Annotated in this window: 21 protein-coding genes; 6 read left to right on the top strand and 15 right to left on the bottom strand. The window is 36.3% G+C overall.

The features are described from left to right. Positions 1-164: 164 nt before the first annotated feature. Positions 165-1,043, top strand: coding sequence for a formyltetrahydrofolate deformylase (gene purU / locus AC0L3W_RS05045; RefSeq protein ID WP_409439509.1), 879 nt, complete (start codon positions 165-167; stop codon positions 1,041-1,043). Positions 1,044-1,226: 183 nt separating this feature from the next. Here the strand turns inward: purU and copI are convergent, their stop codons facing one another. The 5 genes from copI to AC0L3W_RS05020 form a co-directional block, all read right to left on the bottom strand. Next, on the bottom strand, positions 1,227-1,802 hold the full coding sequence (gene copI / locus AC0L3W_RS05040) for a copper-resistant cuproprotein CopI (RefSeq protein ID WP_409439510.1): 576 nt from the start codon (positions 1,800-1,802) through the stop codon (positions 1,227-1,229). A gap of 34 nt (positions 1,803-1,836) precedes the next feature. Beyond that, entirely contained in the window at positions 1,837-4,962 is a 3,126-nt protein-coding gene (locus AC0L3W_RS05035; protein ID WP_409439511.1) for an efflux RND transporter permease subunit, read from the bottom strand. Then, positions 4,959-6,668, bottom strand: coding sequence for an efflux RND transporter periplasmic adaptor subunit (locus AC0L3W_RS05030; RefSeq protein ID WP_290038218.1), 1,710 nt, complete (start codon positions 6,666-6,668; stop codon positions 4,959-4,961). The genes AC0L3W_RS05035 and AC0L3W_RS05030 overlap by 4 nt, the downstream gene beginning before the upstream one ends. Before the next feature lie 21 nt (positions 6,669-6,689). Beyond that, positions 6,690-8,057, bottom strand: a complete 1,368-nt coding sequence (locus AC0L3W_RS05025; RefSeq protein ID WP_409439512.1) for a TolC family protein — start codon at positions 8,055-8,057, stop codon at positions 6,690-6,692. 91 nt (positions 8,058-8,148) lie between these two features. Next, on the bottom strand, positions 8,149-8,562 hold the full coding sequence (locus AC0L3W_RS05020; RefSeq protein ID WP_409439513.1) for a hypothetical protein: 414 nt from the start codon (positions 8,560-8,562) through the stop codon (positions 8,149-8,151). A gap of 232 nt (positions 8,563-8,794) precedes the next feature. Here AC0L3W_RS05020 and AC0L3W_RS05015 point away from each other — a divergent pair, with 232 nt between their 5' ends. After that, positions 8,795-8,971 (top strand): hypothetical protein, encoded by a 177-nt coding sequence (locus tag AC0L3W_RS05015; RefSeq protein ID WP_409439514.1) that lies wholly within the window; start codon positions 8,795-8,797, stop codon positions 8,969-8,971. A 283-nt stretch (positions 8,972-9,254) separates the two neighbouring features. Here AC0L3W_RS05015 and AC0L3W_RS05010 read toward each other — a convergent pair whose 3' ends face one another. The 5 genes from AC0L3W_RS05010 to AC0L3W_RS04990 all read right to left on the bottom strand — a co-directional run bounded on the left by AC0L3W_RS05010 (position 9,255) and on the right by AC0L3W_RS04990 (position 12,266). After that, complete coding sequence (locus AC0L3W_RS05010) at positions 9,255-9,674, bottom strand: ACT domain-containing protein (protein ID WP_290038222.1); 420 nt, start codon at positions 9,672-9,674, stop codon at positions 9,255-9,257. A 208-nt stretch (positions 9,675-9,882) separates the two neighbouring features. Next, a complete protein-coding gene (locus AC0L3W_RS05005; protein WP_409439515.1) occupies positions 9,883-10,482 on the bottom strand; it encodes a pentapeptide repeat-containing protein in 600 nt (199 codons plus the stop codon). Between the two features lie 106 nt (positions 10,483-10,588). Then, positions 10,589-10,807 carry a DUF6500 family protein gene (locus AC0L3W_RS05000; protein WP_290038224.1) on the bottom strand — a complete coding sequence of 73 codons (219 nt, stop codon included), beginning with the start codon at positions 10,805-10,807 and terminating at the stop codon, positions 10,589-10,591. Between the two features lie 368 nt (positions 10,808-11,175). Further along, entirely contained in the window at positions 11,176-11,625 is a 450-nt protein-coding gene (locus AC0L3W_RS04995; RefSeq protein ID WP_290038225.1) for a DoxX family protein, read from the bottom strand. A 47-nt stretch (positions 11,626-11,672) separates the two neighbouring features. Next, complete coding sequence (locus AC0L3W_RS04990) at positions 11,673-12,266, bottom strand: FMN-dependent NADH-azoreductase (protein ID WP_409439516.1); 594 nt, start codon at positions 12,264-12,266, stop codon at positions 11,673-11,675. Between the two features lie 229 nt (positions 12,267-12,495). Between AC0L3W_RS04990 and AC0L3W_RS04985 the strand changes: the two genes are divergently transcribed. Next, positions 12,496-13,389 (top strand): LysR family transcriptional regulator, encoded by an 894-nt coding sequence (locus AC0L3W_RS04985; protein WP_290038227.1) that lies wholly within the window; start codon positions 12,496-12,498, stop codon positions 13,387-13,389. Positions 13,390-13,529: 140 nt separating this feature from the next. Next, positions 13,530-14,219 (top strand): pirin family protein, encoded by a 690-nt coding sequence (locus AC0L3W_RS04980; RefSeq protein ID WP_290038228.1) that lies wholly within the window; start codon positions 13,530-13,532, stop codon positions 14,217-14,219. 504 nt (positions 14,220-14,723) lie between these two features. On the opposite strand, the gene AC0L3W_RS04975 is transcribed toward AC0L3W_RS04980, so the two are convergent. Next, positions 14,724-15,143 (bottom strand): VOC family protein, encoded by a 420-nt coding sequence (locus tag AC0L3W_RS04975; RefSeq protein ID WP_290038230.1) that lies wholly within the window; start codon positions 15,141-15,143, stop codon positions 14,724-14,726. 114 nt (positions 15,144-15,257) lie between these two features. Between AC0L3W_RS04975 and soxR the strand changes: the two genes are divergently transcribed. After that, on the top strand, positions 15,258-15,722 hold the full coding sequence (gene soxR, locus AC0L3W_RS04970; RefSeq protein ID WP_409439517.1) for a redox-sensitive transcriptional activator SoxR: 465 nt from the start codon (positions 15,258-15,260) through the stop codon (positions 15,720-15,722). Between the two features lie 231 nt (positions 15,723-15,953). Here the strand turns inward: soxR and AC0L3W_RS04965 are convergent, their stop codons facing one another. Together AC0L3W_RS04965 and AC0L3W_RS04960 are read right to left on the bottom strand one after the other, a co-directional pair. Then, the gene (locus tag AC0L3W_RS04965) at positions 15,954-16,361 is read right to left on the bottom strand and encodes a lysozyme inhibitor LprI family protein (RefSeq protein WP_409439518.1); all 408 of its coding nucleotides are present in this window, start codon (positions 16,359-16,361) and stop codon (positions 15,954-15,956) included. 83 nt (positions 16,362-16,444) lie between these two features. Continuing rightward, positions 16,445-16,804 (bottom strand): GNAT family N-acetyltransferase, encoded by a 360-nt coding sequence (locus AC0L3W_RS04960; RefSeq protein WP_290038233.1) that lies wholly within the window; start codon positions 16,802-16,804, stop codon positions 16,445-16,447. Positions 16,805-17,281: 477 nt separating this feature from the next. Here AC0L3W_RS04960 and AC0L3W_RS04955 point away from each other — a divergent pair, with 477 nt between their 5' ends. Further along, on the top strand, positions 17,282-18,667 hold the full coding sequence (locus tag AC0L3W_RS04955; RefSeq protein ID WP_409439519.1) for an NAD-dependent succinate-semialdehyde dehydrogenase: 1,386 nt from the start codon (positions 17,282-17,284) through the stop codon (positions 18,665-18,667). A gap of 137 nt (positions 18,668-18,804) precedes the next feature. On the opposite strand, the gene AC0L3W_RS04950 is transcribed toward AC0L3W_RS04955, so the two are convergent. Together AC0L3W_RS04950 and AC0L3W_RS04945 are read right to left on the bottom strand one after the other, a co-directional pair. Then, complete coding sequence (locus tag AC0L3W_RS04950) at positions 18,805-19,563, bottom strand: DUF3307 domain-containing protein (RefSeq protein ID WP_290038235.1); 759 nt, start codon at positions 19,561-19,563, stop codon at positions 18,805-18,807. Beyond that, a complete protein-coding gene (locus AC0L3W_RS04945) occupies positions 19,556-20,206 on the bottom strand; it encodes a hypothetical protein (protein ID WP_409439520.1) in 651 nt (216 codons plus the stop codon). Before AC0L3W_RS04945 ends, AC0L3W_RS04950 begins: the two co-directional genes overlap by 8 nt. Positions 20,207-20,285: the final 79 nt, after the last annotated feature.

The following is a 20,285-nucleotide window of genomic DNA, read 5'->3' as shown; positions in this document are numbered from 1 at the left end:
GACACCTTTATTTAGGTGTCGTTATTTAACCCACTTACTTAGTATCTAATTAACCTTTTTTAAAGGTGACGATCTCACTCGTTTAAATATTTAATTTTCACAAAACAAGCAACAACAAGGTACCTATTTATAAGCATAAACCACTAAATTTAAGGAGTTAAATAATGAAGGATAAACAATCATCAGTGCCAACATATGTCATTACAGCAGACTGCCCTAGCCGCTCAGGTACCGTTGATGTGGTAACACGTTTTTTGGTTGAACAAAGCTGCTACATTAACGAAATCCACTCTTTTGTGGATACCACGGAAAATAGATTTTTTATTCGAATTGAATTTAGATTAGATTCAGACGCCACATTTGACCAAGCTGAATTTAGTGAAAAGTTTGAACAACGTGCACAACAATTTGCAATGAAATGGCAACTTACTCCAAGTGATTACCAATCTAAAGTTGTGATCATGGTGTCAAAGCATGACCATTGTCTAAATGACCTACTTTATCGCTACCGTACTGGCGATCTCAATATACAAATTCCAGCTATTATTTCTAATCATCCAGACTTAAGAGAACTAGCTAACTGGCATGGTATTCCTTACTACCATTTACCAATCACCAAAGAAACTAAGACAGAACAAGAAGTAAAAGTGTACCAAATCATTCAAGACTGTCATGCAGATCTAGTGGTTTTAGCACGTTACATGCAAGTGCTCTCACATGAAATGTCCAAAAAATTATCAGGTAAAGCGATTAATATTCATCATTCATTATTACCCGGTTTTAAAGGCGCACGACCTTACTATCAAGCCTATGACCGCGGTATTAAATTAGTAGGAGCAACAGCACACTATGTGAGTGATGACCTAGATGAAGGGCCAATCATCAGTCAAAGTGTCGATACCGTAGACCACAGTTACTACCCACAAGACTTGGCAGCGAAAGGCCGCCATATCGAATGTTTAACCTTATCTCGTGCTGTACGTTACCACATAGAAAATCGTATATTCCTTCATAGTAATAAAACCGTCGTGTTTGGAAAATAATCGCTTTATGCACTTCGCGACGTAGAAGGCTATGGCACTTTATGCCCTTTGATAGTTACAAAGGGCATAAAGTGCTATCGGCCTAAAACTAATGCTAAATAATAAGTCCAACCTAGTTAATATAATTACAATAGCTTTTATCGTACTCCGCCCTTATATTAAAAGCGGAGAATAATGATAATCCTATAATATTAGTTTTTTAACCATGCCCGCTTCAAAATGACCTGCAATATTACATGCAAGCTCAACATTCTTTTCTCCATGAAAATGCCACATAATTTGACCTGCTTCCCCTGGTTTTACTGTGATTGAGTTATCTGATTCGTGTTTATCATGATTCATTTTTGTCATCATTTCACGATGCTCAAATTGTTCTTGTGCACTACCAATCATGAATTCATGATTCATTTTACCGGTATTCATTACTACAAATTGCACCACATCATTTGGCTCAATTTTCACTTCCTTCTTAAATGTTATTTTCATATCGTCCGATAACATTACATACACGACTTTATTTGGTTTTGCCCCTGTAGCAAGCATGCCAACATCTGACATACCTGGCATAGACATATGGCTATGATCCATAGCTATTTCGTGCATATTGTCGGTTTTCATGCTTGAATGATCCATCATCTCCTCTGTCATCGTTGCATGATCCATTTTTGCAACCGTTTGATCCGCTGCAACAGAAAATGGGGCGCTTAATAATATTGATAGCGATAATATTGTGCTGATTCTATTAAGTGTTTTGTTCATTGTGTTATTCCTTTTTTGTTTACGTAAATGTTGATTACAAGTCTTTTAATTCTTTGCTTTTCCAAAGTTTAAAAATGGCAGGGATAATCAGTAAGGTTAATATAAGTGCCGATGTCATACCGCCGATCATAGGAGCAGCAATACGTTGCATTACTTCTGAACCTGTACCAGCACCATACATAATAGGAATTAACCCTATTATTACGGTTAATACAGTCATCATCACAGGTCGAACACGCAAGCCTGCGCCTTCACGGATAGCATTTAATAAGTCAATTTGTGTGATTGATTGTTGATTTTCTTGTGCTTTAAGCTTTTTGTCATGCCATGCTTGATTAAGATAAACCAACATGATCACTCCAATCTCAACTGCAACACCAGAAAGTGCAATAAATCCAACGCCCACGCCAATAGAGAAATTGAAACCAAGTTGATATAGTAGCCAAACTCCTCCTACCATGGCTAAAGGTAAAGTGGCCATAATAATCAACACTTCGCCAATACGTCTAAAGCTCAGGTATAAAAGCAACATAATGATGGCAATGGTAATCGGTACAACAACACTTAAGCGCGCTTTTGCACGTTCCATATATTCATATTGGCCAGACCAAGCTAAAGAATAACCAGTCGGTAAAACCAGCTGTTCTGCTACAACTTGTTGTGCTTCTCTTACATAAGATCCTAAATCTCGACCATCAATATCAACAAAAACCCAACCATTTGGTCGTGCATTTTCTGTTTTTATCATGGGAGGCCCATCCTGGTAACGAATATCAGCGACATCAGCTAAAGCAATTCGGGCACCACTTGGGGTCACTAAAGGCAAGCTTTGTAACTTAACAACTGAGTCTCGATAACTTTGTGGATATCGGACATTAATAGGGTAACGCTCTAAACCTTCGACGGTTTCACCTACATTAATTCCGCCAATTGCAGTTGAGATAACACGCTGTATATCATCAATATTTAATCCATACCTTGCTGCACTTAGACGTTTAATATCAATGTCAACGTAGCGACCACCCGCAACACGTTCAGCATAAACAGAAGCGGTTCCGAATACGTTATTCAAAATAGGCTCCATATCTGCGCCTATTTTTTCAATCACTTTCAAGTCAGGACCAGCTATTTTTATGCCTATTGGGGTTTTTATGCCTGTTGCTAACATATCAATACGCGTTTTAATTGGCATCACCCATGCATTGGTTAAACCCGGAAATTGAATCAGAGCATCGAATTCTTTGCGTAATGATTCAGGTGTTACGCCCTCTCGCCATTGATCTCTAGGCTTAAATTGAATCGTCGTTTCAATCATGGTCAGGGGGGCAGGATCCGTTGCAGTCTCAGCGCGGCCAACTTTTCCCCACACCGTCTTAACCTCGGGAACGGTTTTGATTAACTTGTTGGTTTGTTGTAATAACTCTCTGGCTTTACCAATAGATATGCCGGGGTAAGTTGTTGGCATATACATTAAATAGCCCTCATCTAAAGGCGGAATAAATTCACTACCTATTTTTGAAATAGGGTAATAGGCGGAAGCCATCAATAACAATGCACATAGAATAATCACTTTAGGGAATTTAAGGCTGATATTTAATAACGGACGGTATAGTGCAACCAAAAACCGATTAACTGGGTTTTTATTCTCTGGTATCACTTTACCTCGAATAAAATATCCCATTAAAACAGGGACTAATGTGATCGCTAAACCTGCCGATGCTGCCATAGCGAATGTTTTAGTGAAGGCTAATGGAGAAAACATTTTCCCTTCTTGGCCCTCTAGTGCAAAAACGGGTACAAAGCTTAAAGTGATAATGAGTAATGAGAAAAATAAAGGGGCACCAACCTCTTCTGCTGCACGTCCTATTACTTGCCAACGGTTTTTATCAGTGAGCGGTGTTTTTTCAATATGCTTATGCACGTTTTCTATCATAACGATAGCACCATCAACCATTGCACCAATGGCAATCGCAATCCCGCCTAATGACATGATATTGGCATTAACGCCTTGCCAATGCATCACTACAAAAGCAGTCAAAATACCAACAGGTAAGCTTAACGGAATCACAATTGATGAGCGGATATGAAATAGGAAAAGTGCACAGACAATAGCAACAACAATAAATTCTTCTGCAAGCTTATGCCAAAGATTTTCAACAGCGCTATCGATAAGCGTTGAACGGTCGTAAGTTGATACGATCTCAACACCTTCAGGTAAACTATTTTGTAAAACGTTTAATTTATCTTTTACATTTGCAATGACTTGACTGGCATTTTCACCAAAGCGCATAACAACCACACCACCAACGGCTTCACCTTCGCCATTTAATTCGGAAATACCACGACGCATTTGTGGACCTAAATTAATGTCAGCGATATCCCCCAATAGTAAAGGTGTACCATTTTTATTCACTTTCAATGGCAATGATTTAATATCTTCAATATTGGTTAAATATCCTGATGTCCGAACCATATGCTCAGCTTCGGCAACCTCAATAACTGATGCACCAGTTTCTTGATTGCCACTTTTAATCGCCATATTTACTTGTTGTAATGTTAAGTCATATGCTCTTAACTTAGCAGGATCAATTTGCACTTGATATTGCTTAACCATACCCCCAACGGTTGCAATTTCAGAGACACCGTCCACTGTCTGTAATTCATATTTTAAAAACCAGTCTTGAATACTCCGCAGTTCAGATAAATCGTGTTTACCAGTTTTATCTTGCAAGACATAACTGTATATCCAACCCACACCTGTAGCATCGGGACCTAAACTAGGTTTTGCTTGATCAGGTAAATTGGGGGTGACTTGACTTAAATATTCCAACACACGAGAACGAGCCCAATACATATCTGTACTGTCATTAAAAATGATATATACATAAGAGTCTCCAAAAAATGAATATCCCCTGACTGTTTCTGCTCCTGGCACCGCTAGCATTGCAGTTGTTAGAGGATAAGTGACCTGATCTTCAACGACCTGAGGAGCTTGGCCAGGGTAACTGGTTTTGATAATGACTTGTACATCAGATAAGTCAGGTAAAGCATCCACAGGAGTATTTTTTACACTGTAAATTCCAGCTAAAACCAAAAAAACTGTGCCGACTAACACTAAAAATCGATTGTTGATCGACCAACGTATAATTGGCCCTATCATTGTTCACCTCCGAACAACTCAAGTTGCTCAAGAGAATAATCCCCTGCTTTTTTTGAAACTAAAAAGCTAACTTTTTGACCTTCTTTAAAGGCACTTAAATCAATGCCATTGGTGACAGAAAAATTCATTTCTCCTTTATCCCATTGCCATTCATCAATTGGCTCATGAACGATAGTAATCATATTAAAATCAACCATTAACATTGATATCTCACCACTAGACCAAACTTCATCAGCGAGCGTCTCTTGATTAACTTTTAAATTAAGAATTTCATATCCACCTGATTCTGCCTTTGCAATTTCAAAGTCAATCATCTGCCCTATTTTAATATCATTAAGATTGAGAGAATTGACAGCAGTAAAATTCATTACCATTCCCGGCCAATCCCATTCATCGATTGGCTCATGACTAATCGTAAGCATATTGTGGTCATTCATAACAGCCGTCACCTCACCGCTAGTCCAAATGCTTTTTTTAGGTTCATCGAGTCCATTAATTCTTGAAAGCTCTGCAGATTGACTCGACTCTGAATCTAATAAAAAATGTGCAGAAGTAACGACAGTATGTTGTTCATTTAAACCAGCTAAAACTTCAACCCGCCCATTCGCTTCTCGACCAATACTAATTCTAGCTGAACGGTATTTACCTTCTCCTTCTGACAAAACAACACGTGTCATTTCATTTGCTCTAATCACAGCAGAATAAGGGATGGTTAATACTTTCTCGCTGCTTTTGGGCTGCAAAAGAATGTTCGCGAACATATTCGGTTTTAGCTTGTTTTCTGGATTTTTAAATTTAAGACGTAGGCGTAAAGTGCGGGTTTCAGGATCTAAAATAGGGTAAATATAATCTACTGTCCCTCGCCATGTTTTGCCTGATACTGCATCAAGCGTCATAACTGCCTCGGTTCCCTCTTTTATCCATTCAGATTGACGTTCAAATACTTCGACTTCTACCCAAACGCTATCTATTGGGCCACCACTTATAATTGATTGTATTGGCGATATATAACCACCTTCACGGATATTTAACGACGCAATAACACCATCTGCATTAGCTTTTACAGCAATATTTTGCGTTGTCTTTTGCGCTTTGATGATCTGTTTTATCTGCTCACTATCAACCCCTAATGATGTTAACCTCTCTTTGGCACTGTTCACTAAACCGGAACGTCCACTTTGAAATGCATTGATCAGATCTTGCTGTGCTTTAACTAAATCTGGTGAATAAAAAGTAAATAGAACATCCCCTTTTTTCACTCGCTCTCCAACTGCATTAATATATAACTTATCAACCCAGCCTGAGATTCTGACATTTGTTTGCCATAATTGACTTTGATCAAAGGCTATATAACCGACTGTTTCAATACGTGGAGATAAACTTTCTTTACTGACTTGTTCAACTTTAACACCTAAGTTATTTTCAACCGATGAGTCAATAGTAACTGTTCCAGCTTGCTCACTTTTAGCACTTGCTTGCTCACCATACACAGGTACAAGCTCCATGCCCATTGGTGATAGGCCGGGTTTGTCACGCTGATAGTTAGCATCCATCGGGGCAACCCAATACAGTGGTTTATCAGATTTATTATCATTATTTGAATTCGTTTGATCTTCGATGCTGTGCCCCATCATCAATTTACTACTAGCAAACCCAATGACACCACCCGCAATTAAAGCCAGTACGATAATATTAAATTTTTTCATTATTTATTCCTAAAGCAAATACTAGTAGTGTGTTTCATTAAATGGTGAGTCAATTAATGGCTTAGAAACTGAGTATTCGAAACCATCTAATAAATAGGCTAGATTGCTATTGGCTTTATTTAAGTCTGTTACCAACCGCCACTTTTCAATTTCCATGGCTAACGCTTCGGCAGAGGTATTAATAATCTCGTCAAACTGGGCAGTATTTTGTTGATAACCTCGCTCAACCGCGCTTGTTTTTGCTTTCATTTGAGGAAGTAATGAATTGTTGTAACGAAGTATTCGTTGCTCTAAATTATGTTTATCAACAAGTAGAGCATTCACCTGTGCATTCATTCGAGAAAGAATAACTGCTTTGTTCGACTTTGCTTCAACAACTTGATATTTAGCTGAAGAATAAGATTTATCTTGGCGTTTATCTGTAAATAATGGAATATCCATTGTTAGATAAGCACTCACTAAATCGGCAGCGGGTTGTCCGTCCATACCGTCAGTTTGTCGGTGACCATATACTACTTCGACAGCAAATTTAGGGGTGTAGGCTTCTTCGGCGATAGAGACCTGGGTGGTATTAGCTTCAATTTGTAATTGAGCCATTTCACTTATTGGATGTTTGTTCAAAAAACCATAAAATTGTTCACCTTTAACCTGATTCAAATACTTATCAAGCTTGTCCCAAGTTAAGGATGGCGTTGCATTCAAGTCGGTTTGATTAGATAACCATTGAATACCAAGCCATTCAGAAAGTTGTGAGGATACACGTTGTTGCATTTGTTCATTTTCTTGCAGCCTTTCATCCAATTTACTGATTTGAATTTCAGCGTTAAGCAAGTCATGTACTTCACTTTGACCTAGCGAATAGCTAGTTTTAATATAGCGAGCCATCTCCTTCATTAGCTTTTTATTTTCTACTAATATTTGATGTGCTTTTTGTTGAAAACCTAACTCTAACCATAGTTTAGTCATGTTATTTATCACATCAAGTTCACGTGCTTTAATTTTAAATACGACGCTATCAGCTTGTTGATTAAGCTTTTTTTTCTGTAGGCTAAGTGTTGAACCTCGTTCAAATTCTTGCATTAATCCAATTGAAATGTTCGTCATTGACTCTTGATCAAAAGCAAAGCTATCAACTGGTAAATTGCCCACTCCCAACTTTAACTTAGGATCTTTTAAGGTGCTGTTTGCAATGCCCATTTCGCGCATCGCTTCCGATTGAGCAAAAAATTGTTTTCTGCTTTGATCATTATTAAGTGCAAACTTGATTAGCGTATTCAGTTTATCTCGTTGTTTTAAATCAAAGTCTGCTGTATTAGCAAGGGTCAGCGATGAACTTAAAAGGCCCATGCTACCTACTGCTAATATCAGTAAATAGTGTGTTAATTTCATTATAAATTCCAATACATAAGATTTAGAAAAATCTTAATTAAATAAATATCTACACAAAAAAGTGCATCAAATAGATCTAACTTGTATTAGTTTATAAAATGGGAGGTCGATAAAGAGAGCTTGAAGGGGAATTTATAGTTGAATTTATACTTGTAGGAAATAACAAAGCAGTGCTTTGAGCACTTAGTAAATCATTATGAGTGGGTGTAATTAAAGAAGGTGTAGCCATGCAGTTTGCTGCAGCACAAGATTCTGAGCAACAGTCTTTTATATCGTCGGATGAGTTTATGCAATCATTCATTACATTAGTATGATGAAGATTATTACTTTTAACCATCAAGCTATGATCCATCGTTTGCATATCACAATGAACATTTTTCGTTGCGGCAGACATTAAAGTCATATCCATAGTTGAAACAGGTAAACTGAACGCAATAGAAGACGTTAGCATACAAAATATGCTGAATAACGTTATCCCTATTTTACGAACAAAACTGAATTTCATAACTATTCCATAATGATTATTGGTATCAATATAATATTTCTTTATAAGTCTTGTCAAAGTTTATAACAATCTAATGATATTTATTTCGTACGTATTCTCGATTTAGATATTAATGATATCCACTTAATTTAAACGCTTTGTACCTAACTTCTTTAGATAATTTTATTTATGATAAGATGAAGTATCAATTTTTCTTAGTTTATAGAGAGTCATTAACTTTAAAAGGGTCTTCATGATAAATTCTCGTTTTATACCGTTTATATTTTTAGTATCGCTGACAGGCTGTGAAGTATTAGGTCCATCAATCAAGGTAACTGGGCCTAAAGTTATTATTGATGATTCAGAACATCGAGATGTTGGACATACAGAAAAGACTAAAAGCAAAGGAACGTTTTGTCCTCCAGGGTAAGCAAAGAAAGGAAATTGTTAATTATCGAATAAATTACTAAAATTTACCTTGATTTCTTACCAAGGCAGACACATTTTTCGATGAAAATGAATAAAGCACAGCGACGCTCTCAATTAATAGAATAATGACTCAATCATAGACTATGTATTTTAGACTTCTCGCTTAATTATTTCTTGTTCAAGAATCCGAAATAAAGGCAACCGTTTAAGGTTGCCTTTTTGTTGCAGCTTAATTAGCACTCTTAAATTGCCGTTACACTTTGCCGTTTAAAGAAAACGCTTAGTTACTTTTTAGCATTCCAAAGCGGCTCAGCACTAAACTCTTTTAAAGCTAACAATGCTTGCTCTGCTTTTTCAGTTTGCACAAATACATGATCATGGAAATAAGCTGCAATTACGTTTGCACTTATGTCATAAGACGATAATTTATTTGCTACAGCAGCAGTTAAACCAACGGCTTCCAAACTTGAATGAACAGTAAGAGTGATTTGCTTAAATGTCCCTGCAAATGCTAGTTTTTCTTGCCTTGCTGCTTCAACAGAAATTATCAATGTTAATCCTTCTGATTCTTTAAATGAAGCTAGGGGATTAAGGTGCTTATAATCTGAATAATCACCAGCAACTGTACAAAATACATATTCACCATCTTGTATTTCAGGTGACATTGATTTCAATAATTCATCTAACTCAATAATACCCGACACAATTGGGGTTTCCTTTTGGTTGCTAACAAAGCTATAAAATTTCTCATTCTCAGCCCAATTTTAATTATAAATATACACTATTTTATGTTTTCTTAAGATTCAAATAGATTATTGGGTTTTCAATAAATGATTGATGAAATTCAATTGTAAAGGCGTTTAAGCAAATTACATGGCTATTATACACTTATTAATGTTTTTGCTTTATGCATCAATCTACTAACACAATATCCAAACTATTTAACAAAGATAATGCTTCATAGCGTGAGAATTTGGCGCGCGATATTTTATTTTCCAATACATCGATGGTGAAGTTATTTGATTCGCTGAAATCCACGCTTTGTAAGTTCGTTCGCATAAACAAGCTGTTGGTAAAATCACAATAAGTCATGACCGAATTAGAAAAATCGCCTTCTCGAAAATCTACTTCGTGTAATTTGCATTCATCAAGTTTTAATTCATTTAGCGACAATCCAAAAAAAGTTGAATCATTTAAAATGCATCGATTAAACTTAAGTTCTGAGCATAAATTGAATGATGACCAATGTGCCACTGTCCAATCAATGCCAACTAGTTTGCAATCAATAAAGTCAACGTCAAAAAAACGCGAGCTAGGTATCTTTAATAAACTAAGATTACAACGGTTGAATGAACAATTAAGAAAATTACATCGCGTGAATATAGCAGCTGATAAATCGCAATCATTAAACTCACACTCCTCAAACTCACAACCAAAAATATCGACAGATACTAGCCCTTGCTTATCAAAAGACTTATCAAAATACTGAGTGTTATTTTCTATATTTATCACTAAAAGTCCTTTAATTGTGGGAACGTGTTAATGGGTATAATTATTACCTATGATTTATTGCAGTTCGGAACAGGCAGCGTTCTTTATGATAATTGGTTAGACTCCTCTACAAATCAGCTTGAATCATCTCCTTAATTTTATAAGCTTTAACGAAATGATCTAGTTTATGTGTTTGAATCCACCAAGTAGCTACTTCCATAAGTAATTCAGGATTATCATTTTTATTGGCAAAAAAAGCATAAAAAGAAAGACCTACATTATCGCCTTTCTTCGCTATTTTTTGATCACATACTTCTATAATTTTTAACCTTAACGCTTTTCTCATGGTTTACTCATAAAATGAAGCTAATTCAATAAACATAGCCGTTTATTAAACCAAATAATCTTCAATTCTCAGTTGGAAATATACAATAATTCATCGATTCAAAGTAGCATCGATGCATTTGTAGTATGTTAAATCAAATTATTATCATGCCGCAAGTTAAAAAGACGAGAATAGAAAATGACTTATTAGCCTTTTGTGTGCTAATAAGTCATGATTTGTAAGGGTTAACATTGAAAGTTTAGTCTCTAAGTATCGGATACCTTTATGCTTATATCAATTGATCATGCCAAGCGATAATTAACACCACAGTAACCTGATATTTAGTAGTGTATAAAAGTCAATGCTGTACTTAATTTAACCCCTAAGCACTAAATACCACTTAGCTTTTTATAAATTACGTTGTCTAAGGCAAACTTTCCGGCCCCAGATAAGACCAATGAAAGACTCACTGCAAATAATGCTAAGCCAAACTCATATCCATTATTTGACATAAATAATCCATTTTCAATATGCACAGTGAATATTGCAACAGCCATTGTTACAGCGAGAACCCCACTAACGGGACGTGCTAACAACCCTAATAAAATAAATATTCCTCCAAAAAACTCTGCGCTACCCGCCATAAAAGCCATTATAAAACCTGGTCCTAAACCAATTGATTCCATAAATTGCCCTGTACCCTCTAAGCCATATCCACCAAATGCGCCAAATAACTTTTGTGCTCCATGTGCAATAAAAATAATAGCGATAGGCACACGTAGAGCCAATGCAGAGTAACCTGCTTGTGAGCAAGTAATACTCTTGAATAAAGATTTCATATATTTCTCTTTCGAATTAAAAAAACCATAAACGGTTCGTATTGTAATTAAAGTGTAATTTCAGTTAACTCTTTCTGTGCTGCTGCTAACCGTGTTTCACTACCCGGCATGTTGAGCCCTTCTGCATAAACAAAACTCACATCTTTAATGCCAATAAAAGCCAAAAAGTCTTTCAAATACTGAGTTTGTGAATCATGCTCAGTACCCGCATAAATACCACCTCGTGCTGCAACAATAATCGCTTTTTTATTTTCTAGTAATCCTTCTGGCCCGTTTTCGGTGTAACGAAATGTCACTCCCGCTCTTGCCACCCTATCAACCCATGTTTTAAATGTAGAAGGCACACCAAAATTATACATTGGCATTCCTATTACAATCGTATCGCTATTTTTTAGCTCTTCAACTAGGTTGTCTGAGGCTTTTGCTAATGCCACTTGCTCTTCAGTTCGCTCGTTCGGCTCTGCCATCCATGCACCTATTTCAGACTGACTTAGGTGCGGTAAATCATCAGCAGCTAAATCTCGTTGAATAACATTTGCATTTTTATTAGCAGCAAGGTTTGACACTAACGTTTCTCCAAGCATAGTGGATTGGCCTTGATGGCCATTTAGCGATGACGTAATAAATAGTATGTTTTTCATATAAACTCCTGACAATTTGAAAGTTAAAACACTTTGTTTCAGCGACGAGGCCATTATTTAGAAAAAATAAAAGAATGGAAATTGGTTAAAATAGTACAATCCATTCTATTAAAACGAATAATTTAAATGTTAACATTGCTTGTAAATACTATTGAACTTTCCGTCTCCCTTTAAGGAAAATAGGGTTTAACAAAAATACACACCGTAAAATCAAATAAAAGGCGTAATGATGCTAAAAATATCTTTAGAACAATGGAGAATGTTTCATGCTGTTGTTGAATTTGGGGGCTTTAATCAAGCTTCACAGAACGTCTATAAAAGCCAGTCTAGTATCCACAATGCGGTCAGCAAAATAGAAGAGTCACTTGGTGTAAAATTGTTTTTGATTAAAGGAAGAAAAACCGTTTTAACTGAAGCTGGACGAATGATATTAAGACGTTCTGATTATTTACTCGAAGAGGCGAAGAAAGTTGAAGACATCGGCCTAACATTAAGTAAAGGCATTGAAAGCCACCTTAAAATTGCCGTTGATGAAGTCTTCCCTCGAACACTACTTTATCAAGCGCTAGAGCAAGTATCAGAGAAATTCCCATTAGTGCAAATTGAGTTACTTGAATCAATATTAAGTGGCGCAAATGAAATGCTTGATAATGATAATGTTGAGATCGCTATTTCTCCGAACTCTCTAGGCGCTGGCGTGAGTGAGCACCTTTGTGAAATAAAATTTGGAGCCGTTGTAAATCCTGACCACCCTCTTAACAAAATTGACAGAAAACTGACGTTAGAAGATTTGAAAAAATGCCGACAAATAGTAGTAAGAGATTCTTCTACATCATCTAATAAAGAAAGAGCGAGTGATGGTTGGCTTAAAGCGAATCAACGATGGACCGTTAGCCACATGCAAAGCTCTATCGATATGATATCAAAGGGGTTAGGTTTTGCATGGTTACCGCTTAGTTTAATTAAAGATAAGCTTAATGATGGCACTTTGATCCCGCTTCAACTGGATGGCAATAGTGAACGAACAGTACCATTGTATTTAACATTTAAAGATTTTGATGCCTTAGGGCCAGTAGCACAACATTTTATCGTCACAATTAAAGCACTATGTACTGCCGCCTAAGAAGCACGTACAAAAACTAGAATACTATATTAAATAACGTTCTATTTTGTAGAACAATAAACGCTGAATTAACTAATTTTAACCACTTTTCAGAAACATTAGTATGAACTCCACATAAACAAACGGAGAAACTATAACTTATGAAATATATAAGAAGATCTGAAGATCGAGGTATCGCTAACTTTGGTTGGTTACAAAGCAAACATACTTTCTCATTCGGTCGTTATTATGACCCCAAACACATGGGTGTATCTGTATTACGTGTAATCAATGACGATATGGTTATGCCAGGTAAAGGTTTTGAACAGCACAGCCACCGTGATATGGAAATAATATCATATGTGATTGAAGGAGCTTTAAAACATGAAGATAGCTCAGGAAATAACTACATTGTACCTGCGGGTGAAGTACAAAGAATGAGTGCAGGAAGAGGAGTAATGCATTCCGAGTTCAATGCTTCACTGACAAATAAGGTTAAATTCCTTCAAATTTGGATCGAACCTAATATAAAGGGAATTAAGCCTAGCTACCAACAAAAAAAGCTTCCACAACAAGACGCCTTAACCAAATTAGTGACACCAAAGGGCGAAAATGGCACTTTATCAATCAATCAAGATGCGACTATTTCCCGCTTGGTGTTGGCAGCAGATGAGACGTTCTATTTAAAAACAGAAGCAAGAATTGGTTATTTACACCTTATTAAGGGAAAAATAATTGCAAATGATCAAGTATTTGAAGATGGCGATGCTTTCTCAATCGATCCAGAACAAGAAATAGAAATTAAATCTAACACAAGTGTTGAAGCGCTCTGGTTTGATTTACCTGAATAGAATTATAAAAACAGCTAAGTAATTATAAATCTAAAGTAAACTCAAATATAACGCTTAAAACCATAGTCGTTAATAACTAATACCTTTTCAGGTATTTAAAGTGCAAAAATATAATTACAAAACTATGCACATTGAAGGTAAGTCATGAATTCTGCGCACATTAGCTACCAGCTAATGCTGCGAACGCTAATTATTTTCTGATGATGAGGGTTTTAAGAAGAATTAATTAATTTGTCATCGCATTGTTTTTAATGGCTATGCAACCTTTATCGATATACTCCGTGAATAAAACGGACACTTCTAAAGGGTCAACAACGTCTTAGTATTTTGATAAAAATTACCAGCGTTGAATTACCATGAACTAACAAATAGCGACTAAAGGTTTACACCAAGGGCTAATAGTAGCTAAGACTATCAAACCTAACCGACCTTTCATTCCTTAGCTCATGGTTGAGTGGTTCAGCAAACTACAATACTAAATATTATTTCTGTCTTGTAAAATGCTTACATTACATAGTTATTTCGTTCCTCACATAAATCACTGCGGTATTCTACGAACTCTACTTCAAACCCGTTGGGGTCTAAATAATATAAGTTTGAACGAAAAGGATCTGATGCCCCATCCTTAGCGTGTTTAAAACCCGCTTTTAATAAACGAGATTGCATCGCATCTAAATTAGTGACCACAAATGCAAAATGCGCTAATCCAACTTGATGGCCATTTAAATTACGATTATCCCCTTCACCGTCATCACAAAATGTGAGGTATTGGTTATCATCTCCAAAATGCAGCCACTTTCTCGCTTTACCATTCCAAATTTGATCTCCTTCCCCTCTGACATACCAATTAGGAAAGGCTACGCGGTAAAACTTTAAAGTTTCTTCTATATTAGTGACCGTTAAGTTTAAGTGTTCTAAGTACATGAGTTTCTCCGTATAGGTATTAAGTTTTCAGGCACTATAAATCCTCAACCTAACTTGAGGTCAATGAATAATTAATATAATGTAAAAAATAGAATAACTAGAGAGAAATGTGAAATGGATAATAAATTAGTACGTGAAGATCCTCTAACTGTTGGTTCAGTTGCCAAACGCTGTGGTGTAAAAGTGTCTACGCTGCATTTTTATGAAAGCAAAGGGCTTATTAAAAGTACTCGTAACATTGGCAACCAACGCCGTTATAATAGACAAGTATTACGTCGTGTATCACTTATTAAAGCAGCACAAAAAATGGGAATAACACTCTCAGAAATTAAAGAACAATTAGATACATTAAACGGTAAAACTGCACCAAACCAGGAAGACTGGCAGCGGTTATCAATGCATTGGAAAGACAGTTTAAATGAGCGAATTCAAAGTATGCAAAAATTGCGCGATTACTTATCTGGTTGTATTGGTTGCGGTTGTCTATCAATGGATGCTTGTCCGCTTTACAACGAGAACGACAAACTAGCAACAATAGGAAATGGTGCAGTTTTAATTGATAATCTAGCGGTTAAATAAACACTATTTAAAGATGAAAATCCCCTGACGTCTGCTAAAAATATTTTATATCTATACGCATTCTCGCAATTGTTGATAAGGCCTATCGGAAGCGATATTTGAACTTGGCGAGGCTGAGTTATAACAATTCTCCTTTAGCATGTAAATACTACATAACTAAAGATAAAAGAGTAATGATGAATAGTTGAAGCTAATGGTGCAGACCTTTAACGCGCCTTCGAAACAATACTGTTACAACTTAGGCTCTGGTAATATGGGGGGTGTACTATCCATATAAGTTAGGAAATTAGACCATATTTCATGAGTCCGCTGTTTTGTCAGTTTTGTTTTACAACTTAAAGACATTACCCCTCTTATTGTGCCACCACGCCACTGAGTATAGATAGCGTCACAATGCGCTTTTTCATACAATAACCATGCTTGTTGAGCTGAAACAATCGACTTAATCAGCTTAGGGTCACCTTTATTATGCTCCTTGCTTTTGTTTAGATATTTATTCAATATCGATTGTGCTTTTTCTAGTTCAACGCCTACACAATAATTGATATCTAACGTGCTTATCGCTTTGTTACAGTCAATATCATCACTTAAAGCGTTTATAGAGTAGACACTAAGCAGTACGATAAAAAGTTTCTTCATTGGAGTTCCGTTAATACAATAGCAGCATTATCATAGCCTGTATTTTGTGGTTATGTTTGATTGCCATTTATATATCCATTTACTCAAGTGTTAATACCATCTGTTCGCTCAAGCACCCAGCATCTTGGATTATTTGAATACCCTATTTGTTCATAATAAAGGTTTGCTGTAGGCGCTGAAATCAGGATTAATTTACAGCTCTTATTCAATTGCCTCTGTGTTAATATTTGTAATTGCTTACCAATGCCACATTGTTGAAATACTTTATCTATGGCTAAATCTGAAAGGTAACAAGCATAATGAAAATCAGTTATTGACCGAGCTATACCAACTAAGCGATCTTGACGCCATGCTGTTATTATTAAATTACTATTTGATAGCATACCATTCAAACACACCGAATCATTGATTGGGCGACGTTCACTTAATGTCGATTGAATCAATAAATCTCGAAACTGCTCAACAGATATAGACTCATTAATTCAATACCAATATAACCTTTAAACCTCATAGTCAATTAGTCAGAGCTTACTTATATCCGCGTGGGGAAAGCTAACCATTCAATTTATTTAAATTAGATAATAGAATATCAATTTTAACTAACTAATCAATGCCTTATAAACCAATAAAAAGCTAAATCATACAGATAAGCAAGCCGGCGTTTACCAATTAGGCTTATATTAACTTGTAAAAATAGTTAAGTAAGCTGAACACTTTTATTAACAATTATGCCATTGCTAAAACAATGTAATTTTAACAATTTACTTTGAACATTTTTCATTATTTAGCATTGAAAATCTATTGCCTCATACTTACAAGAAAAAATAAACCATTATAATCAACATCTTAATGTAAATTACAAAGCTGGCATTGCCTTTGCTATGTTATAAATACGTATGCAATAAAGAGGTAACTGTTAAATGAGTAATTCAATACAAACGATCAACCCTTTTACTGAGAAACAATTAAAAGAATATACTTTGATGAGCCATCAAGGGGCTAAAAATGCGGTGAGTAATGCAGATGATTGCTTTGATGAATGGAAGCTTGTTCCTATTGCAGAGCGTGCAAAACTTGCTAACAAATTAGCTGAGGTAATCGAAGAAAATCGCGATGAATTAATTGAATTAATGGTCACTGAAATGGGCAAGGTTCAATCACAAGGTGAAGGAGAAGTCACACTTTGTGCGAATATTTGTAAATATACTGCCGACATTGCGGAGCAAGAATTAGCCAATGAAACACGCGATTATGAAGGCGGTAAAGCAGTAATCACCTACCAACCTATTGGTGTTATTTTAGGCATTCAACCTTGGAACTTTCCGTTATATCAAGTCATTAGATACAGTATCACTAATTTGGTTGCAGGTAATACTACGGTGATGAAACATGCGTCAAATGTATTTGGTATGGCTGAAAAAATACAGTCTCTATTTGATCAAGCAGGCTTCCCAAAATATGCCTACCAATCATTATTAATTGATGGGAAAACGGCAAGTAAGCTAATCAGCCATGAAGGGATTAAAGGTGTTACATTCACAGGTAGCGATAAAATTGGTAAAAAAGTAGCTAAAGAAGCGGCTAAACGCAGTAAGAAAACAGTATTAGAATTAGGTAGCAATGATGCTTATATCGTATTAGATGATGCAGATTTGTCACTTGCAGTTGAAACGTGTGTTAAAGGTCGTGTGGTCAATAATGGTCAAACTTGTGTATCAGCCAAACGTTTTATCGTCACTGAAAAAAACTACAATAAGTTTAAGGAGGAATTCACAAAAGCGATGTCCTCGCTTAAAACGGGTGACCCTAAAGCTGATGATACTGACATCGGTCCAATGGCAAGAAAAGACTTACGTGAAAAATTGCACCAACAAGTCACTGAATCTATTGAAGCTGGAGCAACTGTTATTTGTGGCTGTAAAATCCCAGATGGTAAAGGTTACTTTTACCCAGCCTCTATCTTAGAAAATGTAACACCTGGTATGCCTGCCTACGACGATGAGTTATTCGGCCCAGTAGCAGCACTTATTAAGGCTAAAGACAATGATGATGCCATGCGTATCGCAAATGATTCACGCTATGGCTTAGGGGGTGGTATCTTTTCCAAAGATGAAGATAAAGCGACAGAACTGGCCATTAAACACTTTGATACTGGTATGGTAAATATCAATGGTTTTGCTTTATCGCAACCAAATCTACCTTTCGGTGGTGTAAAAAGCAGTGGTTATGGCCGAGAGCATGGTGGTTTTGGGATAAAAGAGTTCGTTAATATCAAATCAGTGATGGTCGCTAAAACAGCGGAATAGACATTAAACAGAGGCTTTGCTCTGCCTCCCACTGGCTAGACTTGGACATAGCCAGTGGATTCATTAGCGTGACAGGTTATTGATTGGAATGATCTGTCACGTTCCTAACAAGAGAATGTATCTCAAATCATTTAATATTACTTAATTTTCACCCCTAACGACAATGAAACTAAAGTCCCAACTACTATAGTGATCACCATCGATAATAAAGAACCAATCAACACATATTCTGTCATACTCCGATCGCCTGACTTACTTAACTCACCGAATCTAAAGATAGACTTAGCCGCTAATACAAACCCTACTGCTGCATAACTTCCCACTAGGGTAAAGGTGAGTATTAACACACGCTCTAAATAACCAATTAATTCACCACCAGCCACCAGTCCATTGGTATTCGCATTATTACCAGTATTTGTTATTGGGTACTTTTTTAACACAGTGCCAATAACAATTGAAGTTGGTTTAAGGATTAACAAGTAAGCGAAGACCACCATTAAGCCATCAAAAAACTTATCGTGCTTTAATACACTCTCAATAGTCACTCCCTTTGTCATATAAAAGGCAATCACTGTTAATAACAACGCATACAAAGTTTGTTGAAATACAAAATAGGAGAATCTATCCCCTTTCTCTGCTGTTGCCTTCCATAAATCCAGGATTACATGACTAACCGTCACAACAGCGACCAAATAAGCCGTTGTTTTTAAATCAAATGCTAACAGCCAAGCAGGCAAAAATATTGAGACGCCATGTAATAATGAATTAAGGTACAGTTCAGGTGAACGAGCTCTAGTTTCTTTCTTAATCTCTGTCCAACGTTTAGGTTGGAGGTAAAATTCACAAATGATATGCATCAGCATTAAGGAAATAACAATATTATAAAAATCAAGCATACTTAAGCTCCATGACTTGCTTATTAAACTTCATGTTAAGCGCCTTGATAAGCGGCCAACCTGACGCTTTTAGTGATTTGCTAGCGGTAGCTGTGGCAATATCCAGTTGTTCCGCTAATTCACTAATGCTTAACTCATCTTGGTGTTGAAGCATTGGTAGCATTACTTCACATTGTCGAGCAGTTAGCTCAGTTAATTGCTTATCAAGATATTTAAACAGTAATTCAAATTGCTCGGTCAAATTTGGATGTTCACAATTAAAAAGCAACCGTTCGTTTCTTAATCCTTTTAACCCTCTTCCAGACAACACAAAAGCTTCACCCATTGATTCCGAAATTAACGCTCGTAAGTCAGCATTTGCAGCAATGGCAAAACTAATACGACTATCAAAAGCCTTGCCAAGCGCTTTAATACCAAGTCGATATACAATGGTATACCTAAGTACATGCTCAATATCATGAACGACAGACTGAAACTCATCACCACGTTCAATACGATGCGCATTGGATGCGTTTACTTCCGTTATCCACCCTTGAATATCTTTAATGCGTATGAGTAATTGTTCAAACTGTTTAGAGCTCAATTTCGTTGAGCTAACAATATCACCACTGATCACTGCAATAGGTTTAGAAATAGGATCCACATTAACACTCCTTTCAGTATCCAAATATTAATTTAGCCCTTTTTAGCTAAAAATGCAAATTTAGCCCTTTATGGCTAAA

It is taken from the genome of Psychromonas sp. KJ10-5 (assembly GCF_055808325.1).
This window is presented reverse-complemented; position numbering and strand designations above follow the sequence as displayed.

Excerpts from the sequence above, each read along its gene's own strand:
- purU (WP_409439509.1), top strand. The coding sequence starts at position 165 with ATGAAGGATAAACAATCATCAGTGCCAACATATGTCATTACAGCAGAC.
- copI (WP_409439510.1), bottom strand. The coding sequence starts at position 1,802 with ATGAACAAAACACTTAATAGAATCAGCACAATATTATCGCTATCAATA.
- AC0L3W_RS05035 (WP_409439511.1), bottom strand. The coding sequence starts at position 4,962 with ATGATAGGGCCAATTATACGTTGGTCGATCAACAATCGATTTTTAGTG.
- AC0L3W_RS05030 (WP_290038218.1), bottom strand. The coding sequence starts at position 6,668 with ATGAAAAAATTTAATATTATCGTACTGGCTTTAATTGCGGGTGGTGTC.
- AC0L3W_RS05025 (WP_409439512.1), bottom strand. The coding sequence starts at position 8,057 with ATGAAATTAACACACTATTTACTGATATTAGCAGTAGGTAGCATGGGC.
- AC0L3W_RS05020 (WP_409439513.1), bottom strand. The coding sequence starts at position 8,562 with ATGAAATTCAGTTTTGTTCGTAAAATAGGGATAACGTTATTCAGCATA.
- AC0L3W_RS05015 (WP_409439514.1), top strand. The coding sequence starts at position 8,795 with ATGATAAATTCTCGTTTTATACCGTTTATATTTTTAGTATCGCTGACA.
- AC0L3W_RS05000 (WP_290038224.1), bottom strand. The coding sequence starts at position 10,807 with ATGAGAAAAGCGTTAAGGTTAAAAATTATAGAAGTATGTGATCAAAAA.
- AC0L3W_RS04995 (WP_290038225.1), bottom strand. The coding sequence starts at position 11,625 with ATGAAATCTTTATTCAAGAGTATTACTTGCTCACAAGCAGGTTACTCT.
- AC0L3W_RS04990 (WP_409439516.1), bottom strand. The coding sequence starts at position 12,266 with ATGAAAAACATACTATTTATTACGTCATCGCTAAATGGCCATCAAGGC.
- AC0L3W_RS04985 (WP_290038227.1), top strand. The coding sequence starts at position 12,496 with ATGCTAAAAATATCTTTAGAACAATGGAGAATGTTTCATGCTGTTGTT.
- AC0L3W_RS04980 (WP_290038228.1), top strand. The coding sequence starts at position 13,530 with ATGAAATATATAAGAAGATCTGAAGATCGAGGTATCGCTAACTTTGGT.
- AC0L3W_RS04975 (WP_290038230.1), bottom strand. The coding sequence starts at position 15,143 with ATGTACTTAGAACACTTAAACTTAACGGTCACTAATATAGAAGAAACT.
- soxR (WP_409439517.1), top strand. The coding sequence starts at position 15,258 with ATGGATAATAAATTAGTACGTGAAGATCCTCTAACTGTTGGTTCAGTT.
- AC0L3W_RS04965 (WP_409439518.1), bottom strand. The coding sequence starts at position 16,361 with ATGAAGAAACTTTTTATCGTACTGCTTAGTGTCTACTCTATAAACGCT.
- AC0L3W_RS04955 (WP_409439519.1), top strand. The coding sequence starts at position 17,282 with ATGAGTAATTCAATACAAACGATCAACCCTTTTACTGAGAAACAATTA.
- AC0L3W_RS04950 (WP_290038235.1), bottom strand. The coding sequence starts at position 19,563 with ATGCTTGATTTTTATAATATTGTTATTTCCTTAATGCTGATGCATATC.